The organism is Mesorhizobium sp. M0960 (assembly GCF_040319055.1).
Taxonomy (GTDB): Bacteria; Pseudomonadota; Alphaproteobacteria; order Rhizobiales; family Rhizobiaceae; genus Mesorhizobium.
In genome coordinates this window covers 269145-288657 of sequence record NZ_JAMYNN010000004.1, presented here as the reverse complement: position 1 = coordinate 288657, position 19513 = coordinate 269145, and the positions used below count along the sequence as shown (strand labels likewise).

The 19513-nt window shown below is 64.6% G+C and carries 21 protein-coding genes and 1 pseudogene; 14 read left to right on the top strand and 8 right to left on the bottom strand.

All coding sequences use genetic code 11. The annotated features are described in order from the left end of the window. Window positions 1-11: 11 nt before the first annotated feature. Together NKH63_RS12100 and NKH63_RS12095 are read right to left on the bottom strand one after the other, a co-directional pair. The gene (locus NKH63_RS12100) at window positions 12-821 is read right to left on the bottom strand and encodes a substrate-binding domain-containing protein (protein ID WP_352917922.1); all 810 of its coding nucleotides are present in this window, start codon (window positions 819-821) and stop codon (window positions 12-14) included. Window positions 822-914: 93 nt separating this feature from the next. After that, window positions 915-1046 (bottom strand): annotated as a pseudogene (locus NKH63_RS12095) (LacI family DNA-binding transcriptional regulator); the annotation flags it as partial. Here NKH63_RS12095 and NKH63_RS12090 point away from each other — a divergent pair. After that, window positions 1045-1338, top strand: coding sequence for an AMP-binding enzyme (locus NKH63_RS12090; protein WP_352917907.1), 294 nt, complete (start codon window positions 1045-1047; stop codon window positions 1336-1338). The pseudogene NKH63_RS12095 and the gene NKH63_RS12090 sit on opposite strands and share 2 nt — an antisense overlap. 6 nt (window positions 1339-1344) lie before the next feature. On the opposite strand, the gene NKH63_RS12085 is transcribed toward NKH63_RS12090, so the two are convergent. The 4 genes from NKH63_RS12085 to NKH63_RS12070 form a co-directional block, all read right to left on the bottom strand. After that, entirely contained in the window at window positions 1345-2553 is a 1209-nt protein-coding gene (locus tag NKH63_RS12085; protein WP_352917906.1) for a CaiB/BaiF CoA transferase family protein, read from the bottom strand. Then, window positions 2553-3044 carry a MaoC family dehydratase gene (locus tag NKH63_RS12080; protein WP_023716825.1) on the bottom strand — a complete coding sequence of 164 codons (492 nt, stop codon included), beginning with the start codon at window positions 3042-3044 and terminating at the stop codon, window positions 2553-2555. The genes NKH63_RS12085 and NKH63_RS12080 overlap by 1 nt, the downstream gene beginning before the upstream one ends. 1 nt (window position 3045) lies before the next feature. Continuing rightward, window positions 3046-3282 carry a biotin/lipoyl-containing protein gene (locus tag NKH63_RS12075; RefSeq protein ID WP_023716824.1) on the bottom strand — a complete coding sequence of 79 codons (237 nt, stop codon included), beginning with the start codon at window positions 3280-3282 and terminating at the stop codon, window positions 3046-3048. 172 nt (window positions 3283-3454) lie between these two features. Then, window positions 3455-4642 carry an ABC transporter ATP-binding protein gene (locus NKH63_RS12070; RefSeq protein ID WP_352917905.1) on the bottom strand — a complete coding sequence of 396 codons (1188 nt, stop codon included), beginning with the start codon at window positions 4640-4642 and terminating at the stop codon, window positions 3455-3457. Window positions 4643-4888: 246 nt separating this feature from the next. On the opposite strand from NKH63_RS12070, the gene NKH63_RS12065 reads away from it, so the two are divergent. From NKH63_RS12065 to NKH63_RS12030, 8 genes are all read left to right on the top strand, one after another. Further along, on the top strand, window positions 4889-6022 hold the full coding sequence (locus NKH63_RS12065) for an enolase C-terminal domain-like protein (protein WP_023716822.1): 1134 nt from the start codon (window positions 4889-4891) through the stop codon (window positions 6020-6022). 39 nt (window positions 6023-6061) lie between these two features. Beyond that, entirely contained in the window at window positions 6062-6859 is a 798-nt protein-coding gene (locus tag NKH63_RS12060; protein WP_023716821.1) for an SDR family NAD(P)-dependent oxidoreductase, read from the top strand. Between the two features lie 19 nt (window positions 6860-6878). After that, window positions 6879-7352: a VOC family protein gene (locus NKH63_RS12055; RefSeq protein ID WP_352588929.1), complete on the top strand. Its 474-nt coding sequence runs from the start codon at window positions 6879-6881 to the stop codon at window positions 7350-7352. Between the two features lie 96 nt (window positions 7353-7448). Further along, the gene (locus NKH63_RS12050) at window positions 7449-8456 is read left to right on the top strand and encodes an alpha-ketoacid dehydrogenase subunit beta (protein ID WP_023716819.1); all 1008 of its coding nucleotides are present in this window, start codon (window positions 7449-7451) and stop codon (window positions 8454-8456) included. Further along, a complete protein-coding gene (locus NKH63_RS12045) occupies window positions 8453-9487 on the top strand; it encodes a thiamine pyrophosphate-dependent dehydrogenase E1 component subunit alpha (RefSeq protein ID WP_352917904.1) in 1035 nt (344 codons plus the stop codon). The genes NKH63_RS12050 and NKH63_RS12045 overlap by 4 nt, the downstream gene beginning before the upstream one ends. Beyond that, entirely contained in the window at window positions 9466-9750 is a 285-nt protein-coding gene (locus tag NKH63_RS12040) for a muconolactone Delta-isomerase family protein (protein WP_352494005.1), read from the top strand. The genes NKH63_RS12045 and NKH63_RS12040 overlap by 22 nt, the downstream gene beginning before the upstream one ends. Before the next feature lie 15 nt (window positions 9751-9765). Then, window positions 9766-10770 (top strand): MaoC family dehydratase, encoded by a 1005-nt coding sequence (locus tag NKH63_RS12035; protein ID WP_352917903.1) that lies wholly within the window; start codon window positions 9766-9768, stop codon window positions 10768-10770. Then, window positions 10767-11981 carry a CoA transferase gene (locus NKH63_RS12030; protein ID WP_031193340.1) on the top strand — a complete coding sequence of 405 codons (1215 nt, stop codon included), beginning with the start codon at window positions 10767-10769 and terminating at the stop codon, window positions 11979-11981. Before NKH63_RS12035 ends, NKH63_RS12030 begins: the two co-directional genes overlap by 4 nt. Before the next feature lie 112 nt (window positions 11982-12093). Here NKH63_RS12030 and NKH63_RS12025 read toward each other — a convergent pair whose 3' ends face one another. Together NKH63_RS12025 and NKH63_RS12020 are read right to left on the bottom strand one after the other, a co-directional pair. Then, window positions 12094-13110, bottom strand: a complete 1017-nt coding sequence (locus NKH63_RS12025; protein ID WP_352484090.1) for a LacI family DNA-binding transcriptional regulator — start codon at window positions 13108-13110, stop codon at window positions 12094-12096. Window positions 13111-13115: 5 nt separating this feature from the next. Beyond that, window positions 13116-13913, bottom strand: coding sequence for an SDR family NAD(P)-dependent oxidoreductase (locus NKH63_RS12020; protein WP_352917902.1), 798 nt, complete (start codon window positions 13911-13913; stop codon window positions 13116-13118). 294 nt (window positions 13914-14207) lie between these two features. On the opposite strand from NKH63_RS12020, the gene NKH63_RS12015 reads away from it, so the two are divergent. Genes NKH63_RS12015 through NKH63_RS11995 form a run of 5 tightly spaced genes read left to right on the top strand, consistent with a single transcriptional unit; the run spans window position 14208 to window position 19170 of the window. Then, a complete protein-coding gene (locus NKH63_RS12015) occupies window positions 14208-15650 on the top strand; it encodes an extracellular solute-binding protein (RefSeq protein ID WP_023716812.1) in 1443 nt (480 codons plus the stop codon). 37 nt (window positions 15651-15687) lie between these two features. After that, window positions 15688-16611 (top strand): carbohydrate ABC transporter permease, encoded by a 924-nt coding sequence (locus NKH63_RS12010; RefSeq protein ID WP_352484091.1) that lies wholly within the window; start codon window positions 15688-15690, stop codon window positions 16609-16611. Next, window positions 16608-17441, top strand: a complete 834-nt coding sequence (locus tag NKH63_RS12005; RefSeq protein ID WP_023716810.1) for a carbohydrate ABC transporter permease — start codon at window positions 16608-16610, stop codon at window positions 17439-17441. The genes NKH63_RS12010 and NKH63_RS12005 overlap by 4 nt, the downstream gene beginning before the upstream one ends. Then, window positions 17438-18346 carry an SMP-30/gluconolactonase/LRE family protein gene (locus tag NKH63_RS12000; protein WP_352515634.1) on the top strand — a complete coding sequence of 303 codons (909 nt, stop codon included), beginning with the start codon at window positions 17438-17440 and terminating at the stop codon, window positions 18344-18346. The genes NKH63_RS12005 and NKH63_RS12000 overlap by 4 nt, the downstream gene beginning before the upstream one ends. After that, window positions 18343-19170, top strand: a complete 828-nt coding sequence (locus tag NKH63_RS11995) for an SDR family NAD(P)-dependent oxidoreductase (RefSeq protein WP_352588911.1) — start codon at window positions 18343-18345, stop codon at window positions 19168-19170. Before NKH63_RS12000 ends, NKH63_RS11995 begins: the two co-directional genes overlap by 4 nt. The last annotated feature ends 343 nt before the right edge of the window (window positions 19171-19513 follow it).

Sequence of the window (19513 nt, the reverse complement as noted above, 5' to 3'; positions counted from 1 at the left end):
GTGAACCGCCTCTATTTCGGGACGGGCAAGCAGGAGCCGCCGAGGATCAGATGGGTCGGAAAGGCGATGCGTTGCGCCGGCCGCTCGCGCTGGCCGCCGAGCCGCTCCAGCAGAAGCTGTGCCGCGGTGCGGCCGATCTCCTCGACGGCCCGGTCGATGAGCGTGATCGGGCCGGGATAAAGCAGCGCGACGTCCGACCTGTCGCAGCCAATCAGCGAGATATCGCCCGGGACCGAAACGCCTTGCTGCTGGATGGCGCGCAGCAAGCCGACCAGAATGCGGTTGCCGGCGGCGATGATGACGGTTGGACGCTCCTCCATCTGCAACAGGGCGGTGGCCTTGCGGAAACCGAAGTCCACCCAGAGGCTTTGCGAGCGGATCAGGTCCTGCGGCACCGGCAGGCCGCTGCGCTGGAACGCCTCGACGAAGCCGCGCACCCGTTCACGGCCCGGCCTGATGTCGCTGCCGGCCGTGATGATGGCAATGCGACGGTGCCCGAGTTCGATCAGATAGCTTGTCGCCTGCCGCAACCCGGTGGCGTGCTCGGTCAGCACCGCGTCGATCTCGAGCGGAATGTCGCGATCGAGCAGTACCGATGGAATCCGTAACTCCTTTAAGCGCTTGATGGTGCGCGCATCCTGTTCGTTGTTGATGGTCATGATCATGCCGTCGGCCCGCCCATGCTGCAGCATGGTGGCGCGGCCGTTGGTGCTCATCAGGTAAAGCGAATAGCCGCGCTGGCGCATTTCCGCGTCCACCGCCTTGAAGCAACTGGCATGCCAGGGATTGGCAATGTCGTCGATGACGAAACCAACCGTCATGGTGTTTCGACGGCGCATGTTCTGGGCGCGCGAATCGGGCTGGAAGCCGAGCGACTGGATTGCCGCGCGTACCTTCCCCAACGTGTCCGGCCTGACAGTCTCAGGCGCGTTCAAGCTCCGTGAAACGGTTCCGACGGACACGCCGGAAACGCGCGCCACGTCGCGTATTGTCGCCGCCAGAATCCGGGTTTTCCATGTCGCGAAACTGAAAATCGAACGCGACATGATGAATGCTGGCGACTTCCGCGTCTCGCCGCTGGAAGTCGAGCCAGCGCTTGCGCCCTGCCCCGGCGTCGCCGAGATCGCCGTTGCCGAACACCGGGTGCGCGACGATGTCTCGGTCATCGCGGCCTATGTCGTGCGCAAGGCAGGCGTCAGCGTCAGCGCCGAAGATATCGTCGCCCTGGCGGGGCAAAGGCTCGCCGCCTACAAACGGCCGAAACAGGTGTTCTTCGTGCCGAGCCTGCCGCGCAGCGCCAACGGCAAATTGCTGCGCCGAAATCTCGCGCCGGACTGAAGTGGTTCAGGTCTTCTGCGTCGGCTTCTTTGCGGCTCCCCGACCCCCAGCGAAGCGGGCGAGCACCGCCTCGGTATCGGCGTCGAACGGACGGCCCTGATGACGCAGGCGGCCGGGTGTCTTCGACATGCCGGCAACGACATTCTGCATCACCACGCCGTCCACTTCGGCGATCATACCGCGGGCGCGGAAATGCTCGTCGTCAAAGATGTCCCTCATGTCGAGGACCTTGGCGATTGCCGCATCGACGCGGCGGAACTCGCGCAGCACCTCCTCGGATGGCCGGCCGGCGACCCAGGCGGCGACATAGGCCTCCAATGCCTCGCGGTTCTGGCTGCGGGCCTGGAAGCCGGCAAAGCGGGGATCGTCACCGTGACCGATCAAGGCCAGGACGCGGCGGGCGACGGAATCGGACGAGCTCGAAATCGCCACCCACACGCCATCGGCGCAGCGATAGGTGCCGCGCGGGACGGTGTAGGGGATGCCGGAGCCGAGCCGCGGCTGCAGATAGCCGAGATGGGCATAGGCGGACGGTAACGGCCCCATGATCTGGAACATCGAGTTGAGCAGATTGACGTCGACTGTCTGGCCTTCGCCTGTCCGCTCGGCATGACGCAGCGCCGCCAGCGCCGCAAAGGCGCCGACAAGGGCGGTGACTTCGTCGGTCATGGCGATCGGCGGCAGCAGCGGCGGGCCCCCGGCCTCGCCGAGGAGCCCGGAAAACCCACTCATCGCCTCGGCAATCGTGGCGAAGCCCGGATGCATGGCATAGGGACCATCCTGGCCGAAACCGGTGATGCGCAGGATCACCAGCCTGGGATTGCGGCGCAGCAGTTCGTCCGGCGCAAAACCCAGCGCCTCGAGCTTGCCCGGCCGCATGTTCTCGATCAGTACGTTGGCGTCGAGCAGCAGCGACCAGAGATTTTCCTTGCCGGTATCGGTCTTGAGGTCGAGCGCAATGACCTGCTTGTTTCGGTTGACCAGTTTCCAGAAATAGGAATCCGTTTCCCCCGGACCGGTCCACCCCATGCGGCGGGTCGGATCGCCATCCGGCCCCTCGACCTTGATGACCTCCGCGCCGAAATCAGCAAGATAACGGCCGGCACCCGGCCCGGCTACGACGGTGGCCAGCTCGATGACGCGGACGCCGTCGAGCGGCCCCGACGCTTCGGCCTTCGGCACGGTCTTGGTCGCTGGCGGAGCCGGCTTGTCCATCACGCGTCCTTCCCGGGGCGCAGCGGCAGCAGGACCGAGCGCGTGAATGTGCAGACTTTGAGCCGGTCCTGGTTGAACCCATCCGTGCGAACGGTCAAAACCCCCTCGCCCTGCCTGGAGGCGGATGGACGCTGCGCCAGTATTTCGGTCTCGCCATAGAGCGTATCGCCATGGAACAACGGAGCGAGATGGCGCAGCTCGCTAAGGCCGAGATTGGCGACCGCGCGTCCGGAAATGTCGGGTACGCTCATGCCGAGAAGCAGCGAGTAGACATAGGTGCCGACGACGACATTGCGGCCTTGCGCCATTTCGGTCTCGGCGAAATGGCGGTCGATGTGGAGCGGGCTGGCCGCCATGGTCAGCAGGCAAAAGAGGTGGTCATCGGCCTCGGTAACGGTCTTGCCCGGCCAGTGCTTGAACACGTCGCCGATCTCGTAGTCGTCGAGATACGAGCCAAACCTTTCGTCGCGGGCCGAATGAACCCTCGGCATGTCAGACCTCGAGCACCAGGGTCGGGGCGCCGGTCCTCACGTCATCGCCGACAGCGATCAATATCTCGATGACGGTTCCGGCGAAGGGTGCGGGAACCTCGACCTGGGTTTTGTCGGTCTCCACCGTGAACAGGGTTTGCCCCTCGGTGATCTTGGCACCGATGCTGGCCTGGATTTCGCTGATGACGACTTCATCGACGGCATCGCCGACCTTGGGCATCTTGAGTGTGGAACGCATCGTCAGTTCTCCGTCTGCAAGCCGAGGGTTGAAGGAAGTCCGCCGGCTGGCAGCCAGGCTTCGCGGCGGATGGGCGCTTGAAAACACCCACTTCTTCGTTGCCAGACGACAAGACCCCCGCCAAGATCGAGCGCAAAGACTTCGGTGAAATTCGAGGCGGCACGCGTTCTCATCACAGCGCCTTGCCCGTGGTGCCGTCGAAGAGATGCGCGCGGCTACCATCGATGACGAGTTCCAGCATCGTGTCGCGGCGCGGCACCTTGTCGGCGCTGACGCGAAGCACGATCAGGCGGGCATCCCGGCGCACCAGCTCGGCCGGATCGGCGGGAGTGCCGATCGAATAATCATCAGCGGTGCGGATGACGACCTGGGGATTGGCTGGAGCCACCGCGATGAAGGATTCAGGTTCGAGCTGTTCGACCAGCTCGACACGGGCGGCCAGACGGCTTGCTGCCCCCCCGCTGGCCGAAGCTTCGCCTGCAGGCCGCCATGACAGGTGCTCCGGCCGGAGGCCGACCAGCAATGTTCTGCCGGCCGGAAGGTCGTGGGCATCCGACTTCGGTGTCACAACCAGCCGACCGTCGCCGATGGACACGACCATCTTGCCGCGCCCGGCATCGACTACAGTTGCCTCAAGGAAATTCATCGCCGGGCTGCCGATGAAACCGGCAACGAAAATGTTGGACGGCGCGTGATAGAGCGCGTGCGGCGTGTCGTACTGCTGCAGCGCGCCGCGCGAAAAGACGGCGACGCGGCTGCCGAGCGTCATCGCTTCGACCTGGTCGTGGGTGACATGGATTGTGGTGACGCCGAGCCGCACATGCAGGCGGCTGAGCTCGGCGCGTAGCTGGACGCGCAATTTCGCGTCAAGATTGGAGAGCGGCTCGTCGAGCAAAAAGGCCTCCGGATCGCGCACAATGGCGCGGCCCATGGCGACACGCTGCCGCTGGCCGCCGGAGAGCTCGCGCGGCTTACGGTCAAGCAGATCGGCGAGGTCGAGAATTCGCGCCGCTTCGCTGACGCGGCGGTCGATCTCGGCCTTGGCAAATTTACGCAACTGCAGCGCGAAGGCGATGTTCTCGCGCACCGTCATTTGCGGATAGAGCGCATAGTTCTGGAAGACCATGGCAATGTCGCGATCGCGCGGCGACACCTCGTTCATCACCTTGCCATTGATGCTGATCTTGCCGGTGGTGATGGATTCCAGCCCAGCGATCATGCGCAACAATGTCGACTTGCCGCAGCCGGACGGGCCGACGAAGACGACGAACTCGCCGTCCTCGACCTCAAGGTCGACGCCATGGACCGCCGAAACGGCGCCATAGAGCTTGCCGACCTTCTGCAGGCTGATCGATCCCATCAACACCCTTCCCTGCGCAACGGCCTGCAAGCAGCCAGGCGCGGGCGATGCAGGAGCGCATTTCGCACCGTTGGCGACTGCCGACAAAAGCGGTCCCGCACCAGAAATTGTGGCGCGAGACTAGGCAATTCGAGAATCTATGTCAATCGTTTGACCATACCAGATCAATCGGTTGACCAAACCGCCTCGCGGGGCTATGGTTGCTCCGCTTTCCCGGGTCGGCCGGGGTCCTTGGGAGGGGATGGAATGCCTGGTCCTTCAACTATCGTCGATATCAGCGTCGCCGCCATACAGGGCCAATTGCCGGCGCCGGTGATCTTTGGCGACTGGGTGATGAAGCAAAGGGAATTCGTGGTCGTGCGGCTGCGCACGCAGTCCGGCCATGAGGGCTGGTCGTTCACGCTGACGCGGGATGGCGCCTGCGCCGAGCAGATCCGCAAGAGCATCGCCCCAGTTTATATCGGTACCGACGTTGGCGACCGCGTGAAGACCTTCAAGACAGCCAAGGGGCGCAGCTACGGTTCGCACAGCGCCGGTGTCGGCTTGCGCGCGCTGTCGCAGGTCGACCTCGCCGCATGGGACGCGGCAGCAAAGATAGCCGACAAGTCGATCGCCGAGTTCCTCGGCGGAACAACCGCGCCAATGCCGGCAACCGCGATCGTCGGCTACCCGCCGGCGCTGATGAACCCGCAGCAGATCGGCGACCAGGTGAAAGGGCTCTATGCCGCGGGCTGGCGCCGGTTCAAGGCGCCAATGGGCGTCACGCTGGATGAATCCGAAGCGCGGCTGCGCGCCGCGCGCAGGAACGCGCCGGACGCCTGGCTCGGCACCGATCTGGTCTGGATGTTCTCGGACGTCGACGCGGCTGCCGCCTATGCCAACCGCCTCGCCGATCTCAATATGGGCTGCATCGAAGACATCTTCCCGCCGGGAAACGCCAGGAAGCTCGCCGAGCTGCGCAAACGCGTGCCGATGCCGATCTGGCAAGGCGACGAACAGGGCGGCTCTTACTATCCCGAAGCGCTGATCATGGCCGGCTCCGTCGACCGCGTGCGCGTCGACCTGACCTGCATGGGTGGGATTACCGGCGGCCGCGCCATCATCGACGAGTGCCTTGCCGCGGGCGTCGATTTCGGTCCGCACATGTTCGCGCATGTGCACAGCCAGGTGTTCAGCGCCTGGGGCTTTTCCGACAAGCCGGTCGAATGGGGCGTGCCGTGGAGCGGCGTCGACCCCTATGCGGACAGCCTGGTGCAACCGGAAATCATCAAGGGCGGGCTGATGAAGCCGCTTCCTGCCAAACCCGGCTTCGGCGACATGATCAACCGGGAATGGGCGCTGAGCCAACCGCACCAGGATCCCGACCACATTCTCGACTGACCAAAGCCGCCGCGGAGCGGCCTAGACACGGGCATAGCGATGACCGACGACCAGACCGTTCCCGCCAATTATGCAGCGGGCCTCTTCGACCTCTCCGGCCGCGTCGCCGTCGTGACCGGCGGCGGCAGCGGGCTGGGTGCCGCGATCGCGATCGGCTACGCGCAATTGGGCGTCACCGTCATCGTTGCCGACATCAACATGGCCGGCGCCGAAGCGACGCGCGCAACGATCGCCGAACAGGGTGGCAAAGCCGAGGTCGCCAGCCTCGATGTCACCAAGCGCGACCAGTGCTTCGCCTTGGCCGAGGCGGTCAAGCGCGGTCACGGCCATATCGACATACTGGTCAACAGCGCCGGCTCGGCCTTCCGCAGCCCGGCCGAGGAGTTCCCCGAGGACAAATTCAACTTCATCCTCGACCTCAACCTGAAGGGCACGTATTTCTGCTGCCAGGCCTTTGGCGGAGTGATGCTCGGCCAGAACAAGGGCTCGATCATCAACATCGCCTCGATCGGCTCGTTCAAAGCCTATCCCTGGGCGAGCGCCTATCTCGCGTCGAAGGGCGGCGTCCTGCAGGTCACCCGCGCACTGGCGCTCGAGTGGCGCGACCGCGGCGTCAGGGTCAACGGCATCGGGCCGACACTGATGGAATCGCCGCTGACCAGGGCGGCGGGAGCGACAAGCTCGATCACCGCCGATTTCATCAAGGCGCGTATGCCGCGGCCGCGACTCGGCTTGCCGCGCGAACTGATCGGCACGGCGGTGTTCCTCGCCAGCGACGCCTCGGAACTGGTCACCGGCCATGTCGTCATGTGCGACGACGGCTATCTGAACGCCTGACCAAAGGAGCGCAGACGGAATGGCCAGGATCACGAAAGCCCATCACACCGGCTTCACCGTGCGCTCGCTCGACCGCTCGATCGCGTTCTATCGCGACGTGCTCGGATTCGAGCTGGCGTTCCAATGGAACCCGCGTGCGCCCTATATCGGCGAATTGGTCGGCTATCCAGAAGTCGACCTGCACAGCGCCATCCTGCGCCTGCCCGGTACCGACGTCTGCCTCGAGCTTCTGGAATACCGCAATGTCGAGCAGATTCCCGTCGACATGCATAACGGCAATGTCGGCAATGGCCACATCGCCTTCAACGTCGATGACCTCATGTCGTTCTACGAAAAACTGACGGCGATGGGCGTCAAATCCGTGTCGCCGCCGGTGACACCGACGATCGGGCCGAACAAGGGCGGCAAGGCGGTTTACCTGATCGACCCGGACGGCTTCCGCGTCGAGCTCATCGAAAGTGCCCAAGCCTTCGGCAGCTACAAACCGGAATGACGCCAGTGCCGATAAAAACGTTTCCAAATCTTTTCCGCTGCGATGATTTCGCCGACGCTATCGACGATCCGAGCAGTGCATTGGGAGGTCTGAACCTTGGCTAAAATCTGGATACGGCAAGCGGTTCTGCGGGCGCTTGACGATGCAATGACGGATGACCCCAGCGTCATCGTCATGGGTGAAGACATCGCCGCCGCCGGCGGTCCGTTCAAGGTGACCGAGGGGCTGCTTGCCACGCACGGCCCCGAACGGGTGATCGACACACCGATTTCGGAAATGGCGTTCATGGGTGCCGCGGTCGGTGCTGCCGTCTGCGGCCTGAAGCCGGTGGTCGAGATGATGTTCATCGAATTCATCGGCGTCGCGCTCGACCAGTTGACGACGCAGGCGGCAACGATGCGCTATCTGTCGCGCGGCCGGCTGACGACGCCGCTCGTCGTGCGCGCGTCAGCCGGCGCCGGCCAGGGGTTTGGCTGCCAGCATTCGCAGATGCTCGACCACTGGTTCCGCGGCACGCCCGGCCTCAAGGTCGCGGTGACCAGCAATGCGCGCACGACCTATGGCCTGCTGCGGTCGGCGATCGAAGATCCGGATCCGGTGGTGGTGCTCGAACCGCGCGTGCTTTACGCCGAGCGCGAGGAATACGAATTCGACCGCAACTACCGCATTCCGCTCGGCCAAGCCGAGATCGCGCGGCCCGGCAGCGACGTGACGCTCGTCACCTGCGGCGCGATGCGGCGGGTGGCGCTCGCGGCAGCGGAAACCAGCCACGCCAATATCGAGGTCGTCGACCTTCTGACGCTGTGGCCATGGGACCGCCGGACCGTTGCCGAATCGGTTGTGCGCACAGGCCGCCTGGTGACGCTCGAAGAGGCGCCGGCCGGCAGCGGCTGGGGCGGCGATGTCGTCTCGTCGATCGCCATCGAAGCGTTCGGCCGGCTGAAGGCGCCGCCGCATCGTATCACGCTTCCCGAAGCGCCCGTACCTTATAGCGGCGCGCTCGAAGCCCGTTTCCTGCCGAGCCCAGCCTATGTGGCCGAACAGATCGCAACGCTTGTCTCGACCAACAAGCCACCCCTTCCGTGGTGGAGGAACGCAGCATGACGCTCTCCAATTCGAATGTGCCGATCGTGCGGCGCGAGGCCTTGAAGAACAGGCTGGAGCAGCTCACGCGCATGGTCGAGATTCGCGCGGTCGAGGAGCGCATCCAGAAACTCTTCGCCGAAGGGCACGTCCGCGGCAGCACGCATCTTGCCAGCGGACAGGAGGCCGTCTCGGTCGGCATCGCGCGCTCGATCGATCCCGACGACATCGTCACCTGCACCTATCGCGGCCATGGCCATGCATTGGCGCTCGGCGTGTCGCCAACGGCGGTCATCGGCGAGATCTGCGGCCGCGTCATCGGTTGCGCCGGTGGCCTCGGCGGTTCCATGCATCTGGTCGAGCCGGAGGTCGGGCTGCTGCCGACCGCCGCCATCGTCGGCGCCGGCCTGCCGATCGCCTGCGGCGCGGCGATGGCGGCTCGCGCCCGCGGCAAGGACCGCATCGCCGTATCCATTTTCGGCGACGGCTCGGCCAATATCGGCGCCTTCCACGAGTCGCTCAATTTCGCGGCGATCCGCAAGCTGCCGGTGGTCTTCGTCTGCGAGAACAATCTCTACGGCGAATACACCCGTATCCAGCTGTCGACCCCGGTCGAGGACATCGCCATACGTGCAGCGAGCTACAATATGCCGGGCGTCGTCGCCGACGGGCAGGATGTCGACAAGGTGGCGGAGGCGATGGCGACCGCCGTCGCCCGCGCCCGCCGCGGCGAAGGGCCGACACTGATCGAAATGAAGACCTATCGCTATTCCGGCCATTCACGTTCGGACCCGGCGACCTATCGGCCGGCCGGCGAGCTCGATGCCTGGCTGAAGCGTGACCCGATCGACATCCTGGCAGAGCGGCTGGCCGGCGAAAAAATATTGGCGCCGGGCGGTCTCGACCAGCTTAAGGCCGACATAAGCGATGCCGTGGAGCGGGCGACAATGGAGGTGCTGGACTCACCGGCGCCGGATCTCGGCGAAATCCTGGCGCATGTCGGCGCCAATTCGGCTGGAGGGGACCAGAGATGGAATTTCTGGTCGAAATAGAGGTAAATTTCCCGCCCGACGGCGACCCCCTGCAAAAGGCGGAGCTGATCGCGGCAGAAGGCCGTCGCGCCAAGGAACTGGCCGCGGCCGGCATCGTGCGCCGGCTGTGGCGTCAGCCGGGCCGATGGGCGAATTTCGGCATCTGGGAGGCGCCGGACGCGACCGCGCTGCATGAGGCGATCGCGTCGCTGCCGTTCTACCCCTGGCTGAAGGTGGTGGTGCGGCCGCTGGCAGCGCATCCTTCTGATCCGGGCCGAAGCTGACGAAGGTTCAGCAGCGTGATCACGTCTCCCCCCGCAACAGGCATCGACGGTCCGTTCTACGAGGATCTCCGCATCGGCGACCGCGTCGACGGAGCGCCGGTGATGCGGCTGAGCGATGGCCTTGCCGCTGCCCACCATGCAATCGTCGGCGGCAGGCTGAGGCTGGCCTTCGATGCGGCACTGTCGGCATCCGTGACCGGACTAAAGCAGCCTTTTGCCGCGCCGGCGCTGGTCTGGGACGTGGCGATCGGCCAGTCGACGCTGGTGACGCAGCGGGCGATCGCCAACCTCTTCTACCGCGGTCTGATCTTTCGCCGGGCGCCGGCGATCGGCGACAGTTTGAAGACCGTCACCACCATCATCGGGCTGCGGTCCGCCGCCGCCAGGCCGGGGCGTGCGTCGCGCGGCCTGGTCACCATGCGGATCGCCACCAGCGATCAGGAGGACCGACCGGTACTCGATTTCTGCCGGTGCGCGCTACTACCGGCCAGACAGGCAGGGGATGGTGCCGCGCAGGGCGAAACCGATCCGCCGCGATCCGAGTTCATGGGAGCGCCGGCGGCGATCGGCGGATGGAACCTCGACGCTTACCGCAAGGCGGTGCCTGGCCCGCATTTCAACGATCTCAGCGCCGGCACCATCCATCGCCTTGCCGGCGGCGATGTGGTGAGCAGCGCGCCGGAGCTGGCGCGGCTGACGATGAACCTGGCGACGATCCACCATGACCGCACCCAGACGGGGCAGCGCCTCGTCTATGGCGGCCATACGATCGGGCTGGCAGCGGCACAGTTGACCCGTGCACTGCCGTCGCTGGTAACCATTTTGGGCTGGCAGGACTGCGATCATCTGGGGCCGGTGCACGAGGGCGACACGCTGCACTCCGAAATCGGCATCGGGCGCTGCGAGCCTCTGCCCGGCGGCGGTGGGCTGGTGCATTTGCGCTCACTGGTGCGGGCGACCGCTTCCGATGGCGGGATTTCCGACGTGCTCGACTGGCGATCAGTGGGGCTGTTCGCATGAGCGGCGGCATTCTCGCCGGCCTTAGCATCGTCGAGGGCTCGGCCTTCGTGGCGGCACCGCTCGGCGGCATGACGCTGGCACAATTGGGGGCCGACGTGATCCGCTACGACCAGATCGGCGGTGGGCTCGACCATGGCCGGTGGCCAGTGGCGGACAACGGCCAGAGCCTGTTCTGGGCCGGCATGAACAAGGGCAAGCGTTCGATCCAGATCAACCTGCAGTCGCCCGAAGGGCAGGACGTCGTGGCCAGTCTGATCGCGAGACCGGGGCCGGGCAACGGCATCTTCCTGACCAATTTTGCGGCGCGCGGCGCCCTCTCCTACGAGGCCCTGAAGCACCGGCGCAACGACGTCATCATGATCGCGCTGACCGGCAACAATGATGGAACCAGCGAGGTCGACTATACCGTCAACGCGGCAACCGGCTTTGCCGAAATCACCGGCGCGCGCGGCGCCACGGAGCCTACCAATAGCGTGCTGCCGGCCTGGGACATCGCGATGGGCGAGATGGCGGCGGTGGGCGTGCTTGCCGCCGACCGCCACCGCAGCCGCACCGGCAACGGGTCATTGGTGAAACTGGCGCTATCGGACGTAGCGCTGGCCATGACCGGCAATCTCGGTCGGCTGGCGCAGGCCGAACTTGGAGGCAGTGCCGAAAAGGACGGCAACTATCTCTATGGTGCGTTCGGGCGGGATTTCCTCACCGCCGACGACCGCCGCGTCATGGTGATGGCGCTGACCGGCCGGCAATGGGCCGTACTGCTGCAGGCGACCGGGCTGGACACGGCAAAGCTCGCGGCAACAAGCGGCGCCGACCTCGACAGCGAAGGCGGGCGTTATGCGGCGCGCGAGGCGATCGCCGCCCTACTGGCGCCGTGGTTTTCGGCACGGAGCTTCGCCGACGTGCGGCGCAGCTTCACGGCATCCGGCGTCTCGTGGGGGCCTTACCAGACATTCCGGCAATTGTTGGTCGAGGATCCGCGCTGCTCGACGGACAACCCGATGTTCGCAAAGGTCGATCACCCCGGTCTCGGATCGCTGCTGACGCCGACTTCGCCACTGGATTTCTCCTCGGTGGAACGGCTTCCTGCAGTCCGCGCGCCCGTACTTGGCGAGCACACCGACGAGATCCTGACCGAACTGGGGTTGAGCGACGGCGAGATCGGAAGCCTGCACGACCGCGGCATCGTCGCCGGTCCGGCGACGGCTTGAGCCGCGAAGGCTTTAGCGCAATTCCAGGAAAGGTGTGAAACGGTTTTCCGTCCGGAATTGCGTAGAAACAAAGAGATAGAGCGGTTCGGCGTTTCCGAAACGATGAACCGCTTTAGCGAGGCGGCGGCGCCACGGATTCGCGGTAAACCAGCTTCGGCGGGATATCGATGACGACATCCTGCGGTTCGCGCCCCTGGATCATGGCTTCGAGCTCGACGACGGCGCGCGCGCCCATTTCGGCGAGCGGGGTAATGATGGCGGTCAGCGGCGGCGCGGTAAAGATGGCGTCCTCGCCGTCGAGCGTGACCACCGAAAGATCGTCCGGCACGCGCACGCCGCGCACACGGGCCGCCGCCAGCGCACCGATGCCGACCAGCATGTTGAAGGCGAAGACGCCGGTCGGGCGTTGCGCCTCATCGAGCAGCCTGTGCAAGGCATCGTAGCCACCGCGGCGCGAGACCGGGCCGGCAATTTCGACGACGGCTGGCAGGCCGGCAGCCTGGCAGACTTCGACGAAGCCATGGCGCCGGCGTCGCGAGGTGTCGAGTTCGGGCAACGCGCCGATGAAGCCGAGGCGCCGATGGCCGGCCTCGATCAGGGTCTGCGCGGCAAGCCGTCCCGAAGCCTGGTCGTCGACGGTGACGCTGCGGCCGATGCTGGAACGGCGGTTGACGAAGACGTGCGGCACCGGATTGTTCTCGATGGCAGCGATCATCTCGCTGGTTTCGGCGCTGACGGCGATGATCAGCCCGTCGATGCGGCGTTCGCTGACCAACCGCATATAGGCGGCGGCGGAGGTGCGCTCGTCCGCAACCTCGGCAATGAGCATGACGTAGCCGGACCGTTCGGCCTGGCGCATCGCACCATGCACCGTCTCGGCATAGATTGGATTGGTGAGGTCGGGCAGCAGAATGCCGAGTGCGCCGGTGCGCTGGGTGCGCAGGTTGCGAGCAAGCGCATGTGGGCGATAGTTGACCCGGCTTGCCTCGTCGATGATTGCTTGGCGCGTCTGCGGCCGCACGCTGATGCCGCCGTCGTTGAGCACCTTGGAAACGGTGGAAACGTCGACGCCGACAGTGCGGGCAATGTCCTTCAGCGTGGCGCGCCCCGGCGGGCTGATTGGCTTCAAAGGCTTCAGCCCTTTCCGTACATGGCGAGCAGTTGCGCGTCGGGCGCATAGCGGTAGCAGCGCGAGGTCAAGCCGCCATCGACGGCCAGCGACTGGCCGGTGACGAACGAGGCCTCGGACGAAATCAGCCACGAGACGGCGGCCGCGATCTCCTCCGGCTCGCCGATGCGCTCGAGCGGATGCTGAATCGACATTTCCTTTTCAGCCACCGCGCTGTCGGGGCTGTCGCGGATCAGGCGTTGCACCAGCGCCGTACGGACGGCGCCGGGCGCGACCGCATTGGCGCGGATGCCGATCGGCCCGTATTCGACCGCGATATAGCGGGTCAGCGCATCGATGCCGGCCTTGGCCACATCATAGGCCGCCCACATGTTGAAGGCCGAGCGGCCATGCACCGAGGAGACATTGACGATCGAACCGGTCGCCCGGTCTCGAACCCACGTCCGGATGGCTTCGGACGAGCCCCAGAAATGCGACATCAGGTTGACGGCGAACAAACGCTCGACCTCGGGCTCATTGGGTTCATGCAGATTGCCCATCAAGGCGATGCCGACATTGTTGACCCATCCGCGCAACGGCGCGAGTTGTTCCGCCGCCTCGCGGGCGGCTTTCAGCACCGAGCGGTCGGATGCGTCGCCGCACACCGCATGATGGCCGTTGCCAAGCGTCTTGCCAAGCGCCTCGGCTGCCGCCCGGTCAAGTTCGAGGCCGACGACATTCCAGCCGTCGGCGGCCAATCGGATCGCTATGGCGCGTCCTATGCCGTCGCCCGCACCTGTCACGACAACGCTTCCCAGGCTCATCGACGACCTCCCTGTCGGTTCGGGCTTCGGATGCGCTGGAAGGCCGCCATTCAGTCGCCTGGCACATTGTTGTTTGCCAGCGTGTAGAGGCCGTGCGCGACAGCTGTCAAGCGCCTGCGCCCGAGACAATTTTCACCCATAGAGCACGGCATCGATAACACGACGTGTTTGTTCAAGCAATCGTTTGAGCGATCATTAAGCAATCGATTGACTATTTAGATCGCCGGATGCAATCTGCCGTCCGGACCGATGCAGTCCCGTCGGCAGAACAAAGAAGAAACTGGGGAGTGAGACATGAGCGGAAAAGAGCAGACGGATCACCCGCGGCCCGGCGAAAACGCCGCCGTGGATACAGGCGGCCTGACGCGCCGCGACCTGATGCAGCGCGCCGGCATGCTGGGCCTGGCAACGGCGTTTGGAGGACTTGGCGGCACCGTGCCGCTCTACGCCGCCGGTTTCGACATGAAGAAGTTCGCCGGCACCAAAATCAACATCCTGATGACCGGCGATGAGAACGACCATCGCGCGCTCGCCGACATGATGCCGAAATTCGTCGAGGAGACCGGCATGGAACTGGAGATCACCTCGCCGGCACTCGGCGCGCTGATCGAAAAGACATTGCAGAACCTCAAGGCAGACAAATCCTCGTTCGAATTGATCGAGTATCTTGGGTTCCTGACGACCCAGCAGGTCGGCGGCGGCTATTACGAGCAGCTCAACGCCTATATCGACGATCCCGCAAAAACGCCGCCGGACTGGGATTTCGCCGATCTCATCCCGGCGGCGATGAAGAATGTCGGCATTTTCGACATGGCCTCCGGCACGGTTGGCAAAGGCAAGGACGTCTACGGCATACCCGGCCTGCATTCCGGGTCGGTCATCTATTTCTATCGCAAGGACCTGTTCGACGCGGCAGGCCTGCAGCCGGCCAAGACCTGGGACGAGTTCAAGGCTGCCGCCGAGAAGCTCAACACCGACGACGTGGCCGGTTGCTCCTTCATCGGCGCCAACGATTTCTCGCTCGCCGCGGTCGACTGGTACACTCGCTTCATCACCACTGGCGGCGTGCTGATGACCGGCAGCGCCAAGGAGAAGAATTTTAAGCCGCAGGTCAATTCCAAGGAAGGCATCGGCGCCTTGCAGATGCTGATCGACCTGCTGCCCTATGCGCCGAAGAATGTGACCAAATACGGCTTTGCCGAAAACGTCGACGGCTTCTCCACCGGCAAGATCGCGCAGATGATCTTCTGGTCTACAATTGCCGGGCCGATCCTGAACAGCGAGAATTCCATGGTCGCCGAGACCACCGCGACCACCCCGGTTCCTTCCGGCGACGGCAAGTCGCCGCGGGCAATCCAAGGCGGCTGGGGGGTCGGCATCCCGAAGAATATCGACCCGGCGAAGAAGGACGCCGCCTGGCTGGCGCTGACCTGGATCACCAGCAAGGCGGTGAACCGCTATTCCATCGAGAAATACAACATCGATGCGAACCGCACCTCGGCTTTCACAGATCCCGAGCTGGTGGCGAAGTTCCCCTACCTCAAGGACGCGCTGACGGCGATCGAGACGGCCGACACCATACCGACGTCGCTGATCCCGGAATTCTTTCAACTCAACGATGTCATGAACGTCGAGTTCAACGCGGCGCTGATCGGCACGCAAGATGCCAAGACTGCCTGTGAAAAAGTGCAGACCCAGTGGGAGGCGATCTTGCGGAAGGCAGGCCACCTTGCCTGATCGGTGCCCGCGCGGATCGCTGTGGATGTGATTTTCGATGAGCCTTGCGACAACCGCCGCCACCCAGACGAAATTCGTCTTCGGCACACGTGACGAGCCGGGGAGAGCCGTGTGGCTGCTCCTCGGCCCGTGCCTGCTTTACCTGATCGTCTTCAGCATTTATCCGCTGTTCCACAGCCTGCGCCTGTCGCTTACAGATTTGACCGCCGCGACCGGCACCGGCAATTTCGTCGGCCTCGCCAATTACCGTGCCCTGCTGGTCGATCCGCTGTTTTGGAACGCCGCCATGAACAGCGCCATCATGGTGTTTTTCTCGGTTTCCATCCAGGTCGTGCTCGGCGTCGCACTGGCGATGTTCTTCAACCTGCAGCTGAAGGGCGCCTGGATCGTGCGCGGCATCCTGTTGCTGCCGATGCTGATGACGCCGATCATCGTCGGGGTGATGTGGCGCGCCCTGCTCAATCCGGACTGGGGGCTGGTCAACTGGGCGATAAAGCAGATCGGACTGACGCCACCCGACTGGCTGGGCTCGGTCGGCATGTCGATGGTGACGGTGATCCTCGTCGACTGCTGGCAATGGACGCCATTCGTCTTCATCATCGTCTTTGCGCGCCTGCAGGCGCTGTCGCAGGATGTCTTCGAAGCCGCCCAGGTCGACGGCGCCGGCCCATTCGTCACCTTCCGGCGCATCACGCTGCCGATGCTGACGCCGGCCATCGTCTTCGCCGCCGTGTTCCGCGCCGTCGATGCTTTCCGTTCGTTCGACCTGATCTACGGGCTGAGCTATGGCGGGCCAGCGCGCAGCACGACGACGCTGTCCTTTTTCTCGTTCCAGAACGGCTTCCAGTTCCAGAATTACGGCTATGCCGCGGCGGTCGCCTACATGATGCTTTTGATCCTCGCCGTCGGCACGACAGTGATGCTCAGATACGTCCAGATCCGGCCCGGGAACTCGCGATGAAGATCCGCCCGGGCCGGGTCATCGCCTACCTCTTTCTCATCGTGCTCGGCATCTTCGGCGCCGCGCCCTTCCTCTATCTGGCGGTGCTGTCGACCAAGAAGCGCATCGAGATCCTGGCGCAGGTGCCACCGACGCTCAACCTCAACTGGACGCAGATCGTCAAGAACTACAATGAGGTGCTGTTCAGCCAGGGGATGCTGGCCTTCACCCTCAACTCCATCATCGTGGTCGGCATCGCAACCGCAGCCGCGATTCTGATCGGCACGCCGGCGGCCTATGCGTTTTCAAGGCTGCGCTTCAAGCATAGCGAGCAGCTGGCAAGCACCATCCTGTCGATGCGCTTCATGCCGCCGATCGCTGTCGCCATTCCGCTGTTTCTGATGGTCAAGACGGCCGGCCTGCAGGACAGTTATCCGGGCCTGGTCCTGCCCTATATCGCCTTTTCGCTGCCGCTCGTGGTGTGGATCATGATCGGCTTCTTCGACGAAATCCCGAGCGAGATCGATGAAGCGGCGATGATCGACGGCTGCACGCGCGTCGGTGTGCTGTGGCACGTCATGCTGCCGATCGTGCGGCCGGGCCTGGTGACGGCAGCGCTGTTCGGCGCGCTGTTCATCTGGAACGAGTTCCTGGTCGCACTCTACGTCATCGACAGCCGTGCCTTCCAGACCATATCGCTGGGTGCCGCGACCCTGGTCAGCGCGCAGCGACCGATCGACTGGAACATCGCCGCGACGGTCGGCGTCGTCACCGTCATCCCGATCCTCCTCTTCTCGCTTTTCGTCCAGCGCTACATCGTGCGCGGACTAACCGCAGGGGCCGTGAAATGAAGAACGATCTTTCGCCGGAACTGGTGACGGACAATCTCGGATGGCCGGAAGGGCCGACCGTGATGCCGGACGGCAGCCTGGTCTTCGTCGAAAGCTACCGCAGCCAGCTGACCATTGTCGGCAAGGACGACAAGGCAAGGCAATTCGCCTATGTCACCGGCGCGCCGAACTCCTGCGTGCTTGGCTCCGACGGCGCGCTCTATGTCTGCCAGAACGGCGGCACCGTCGGTCCGTGGCGCGCGCCTGAGATGACCGTGCCATCGATCCAGCGGGTGCGGCCGGGCGCCGGGCCGGAAATTCTGGTGACCGAGGTCGAGGGCGTCAAACTCAATGGCCCGAACGATCTGGTCTTTGCGCCGGATGGTACGCTGGTCTGGACCGACCCCGGCACCTATAATCCCGCCAGTCCCGACCCGAGCTACATTTTTGCGCTGGCACCGGACGGCAAGGCGACAATCAAGGTGGCCTTCCCAGAACCGGTGTTTCCGAACGGCATCGTCGTCGAGGCCGACGGCTCGATCGTCTGGGACGAATCTTACACCGGCCGTGTCAGGCGACTGAAGGGCGACGGCAGCATCGAGGATCTCGGCCGCATGCCGGGGGATAACCCGATCCTCGACGGCATGACGATCGCCGCCGACGGTTCGCTGCTGGTCACGGATCTGGTCGGCGGCGGCATCCATGTCGTCGCCCGCGACGGCGCCATCAAGGGCTTCATCAAGTGCGGCGGCGCGCCGACCAATCTCGCCTTCGATGGCGAGACGCTGTGGGTGACCGACGCCAGCGTGCTGGCATCGAGCGACAAACCGTCCTATGCCGGGCGCCTGTGGCGGCTGAAAGTGCCGGGCGGCGGCGCCCCGACCTACAAAGGCACGATCAAAATGGCAGCGGAGGCGGGCGCATGAGCCCGCGCGAACCGTTTCCCGGACTTTCCTATCAAGGCAAGGTCGCCTTCATCACCGGCGGCGGCTCGGGCATAGGCCGCGAGACGGCGCTGACACTGGCCGATCTCGGCGCCGATGTCGCCATCCTCGACTGGACCGCGGGCGCTGCTGCAGACACCGCCAGGCAGGTCAAGCACATCGGTCGGAAAGCGATCGCCTTCGAAGGCGATGCCGGTCATGAGAAGACCGTCGCCGATGCCTTTGCGGCGACGCGCAAGCAGCTTGGCGAAATCGATGTCGCCGTGGCCTGTGCCGGCGTGCTCGGCGTCGGCGGGCCGGTGTTCGAGACCTCGGTCGAGGATTTCGAGCAGGTGATGGGCGTCAACGTGCGAGGCTCATTCCTGGTGGTGCGCGAGGCGGCCAAGGGCATGCGCAAGCAAAAGAGCGGCGCCATCGTGCTGCTCTCCAGCCTCGATGGGCTGCAGGCCGAGCACGGCATGTTCTCCTACTGCGTGTCGAAGGGAGCGCTGCTCAACCTTGCCCGCGCGGCGGCGCTCGACCTGGCGCGGGACCGGGTCACGGTCAATTGCGTCTGCCCGAGCGTGACCCATACGCCGCTGCTGGCCGGACGGCTGGCAGCGCTGCCGAATGGTGACGAGATCCTCGCCTCCTACGCCGAGCGGCATCCGCTCGGCCGGGTGCTGACACCGCGTGACATAGCAGCGGCGATTGCGTTCGTTGCCTCGCCCATAGCCAATGGCATTACAGGCGCTGCCATTCCGGTGGATGCAGGCATCGGTGCCACATGGGACAATTTTCGCGACCCGGCCTGGATCAAGGGCTGATCTTGACATCCGGAATCTGAGGTCTTCGGTATCAAACAGGCCCGCAGCGCCCACGACAAGGGACGTCATGGTCGTTTGGAGTAGATGGGCGCCGGGAGCAATCCGGCCGACGCAGTCCAGGAATCGCCTGCCTGGAAAATATCACGCAAACTGATGCAATCTGATGGTAGGGCTGATGGCGCCTGCGGATGCGCCAACTACCACTGGCAGATGAAGGCTTGCCATCGATCGAAAAAGGGGATGCTCTGATGCACCCAGGTCGACGCTGGCAGAATACGATCGCGGTTTTTGCCGCGCACGGTTTTTCGCCGCGATCGTCGTGGGAGGAGGAGTTCGGTTCAAA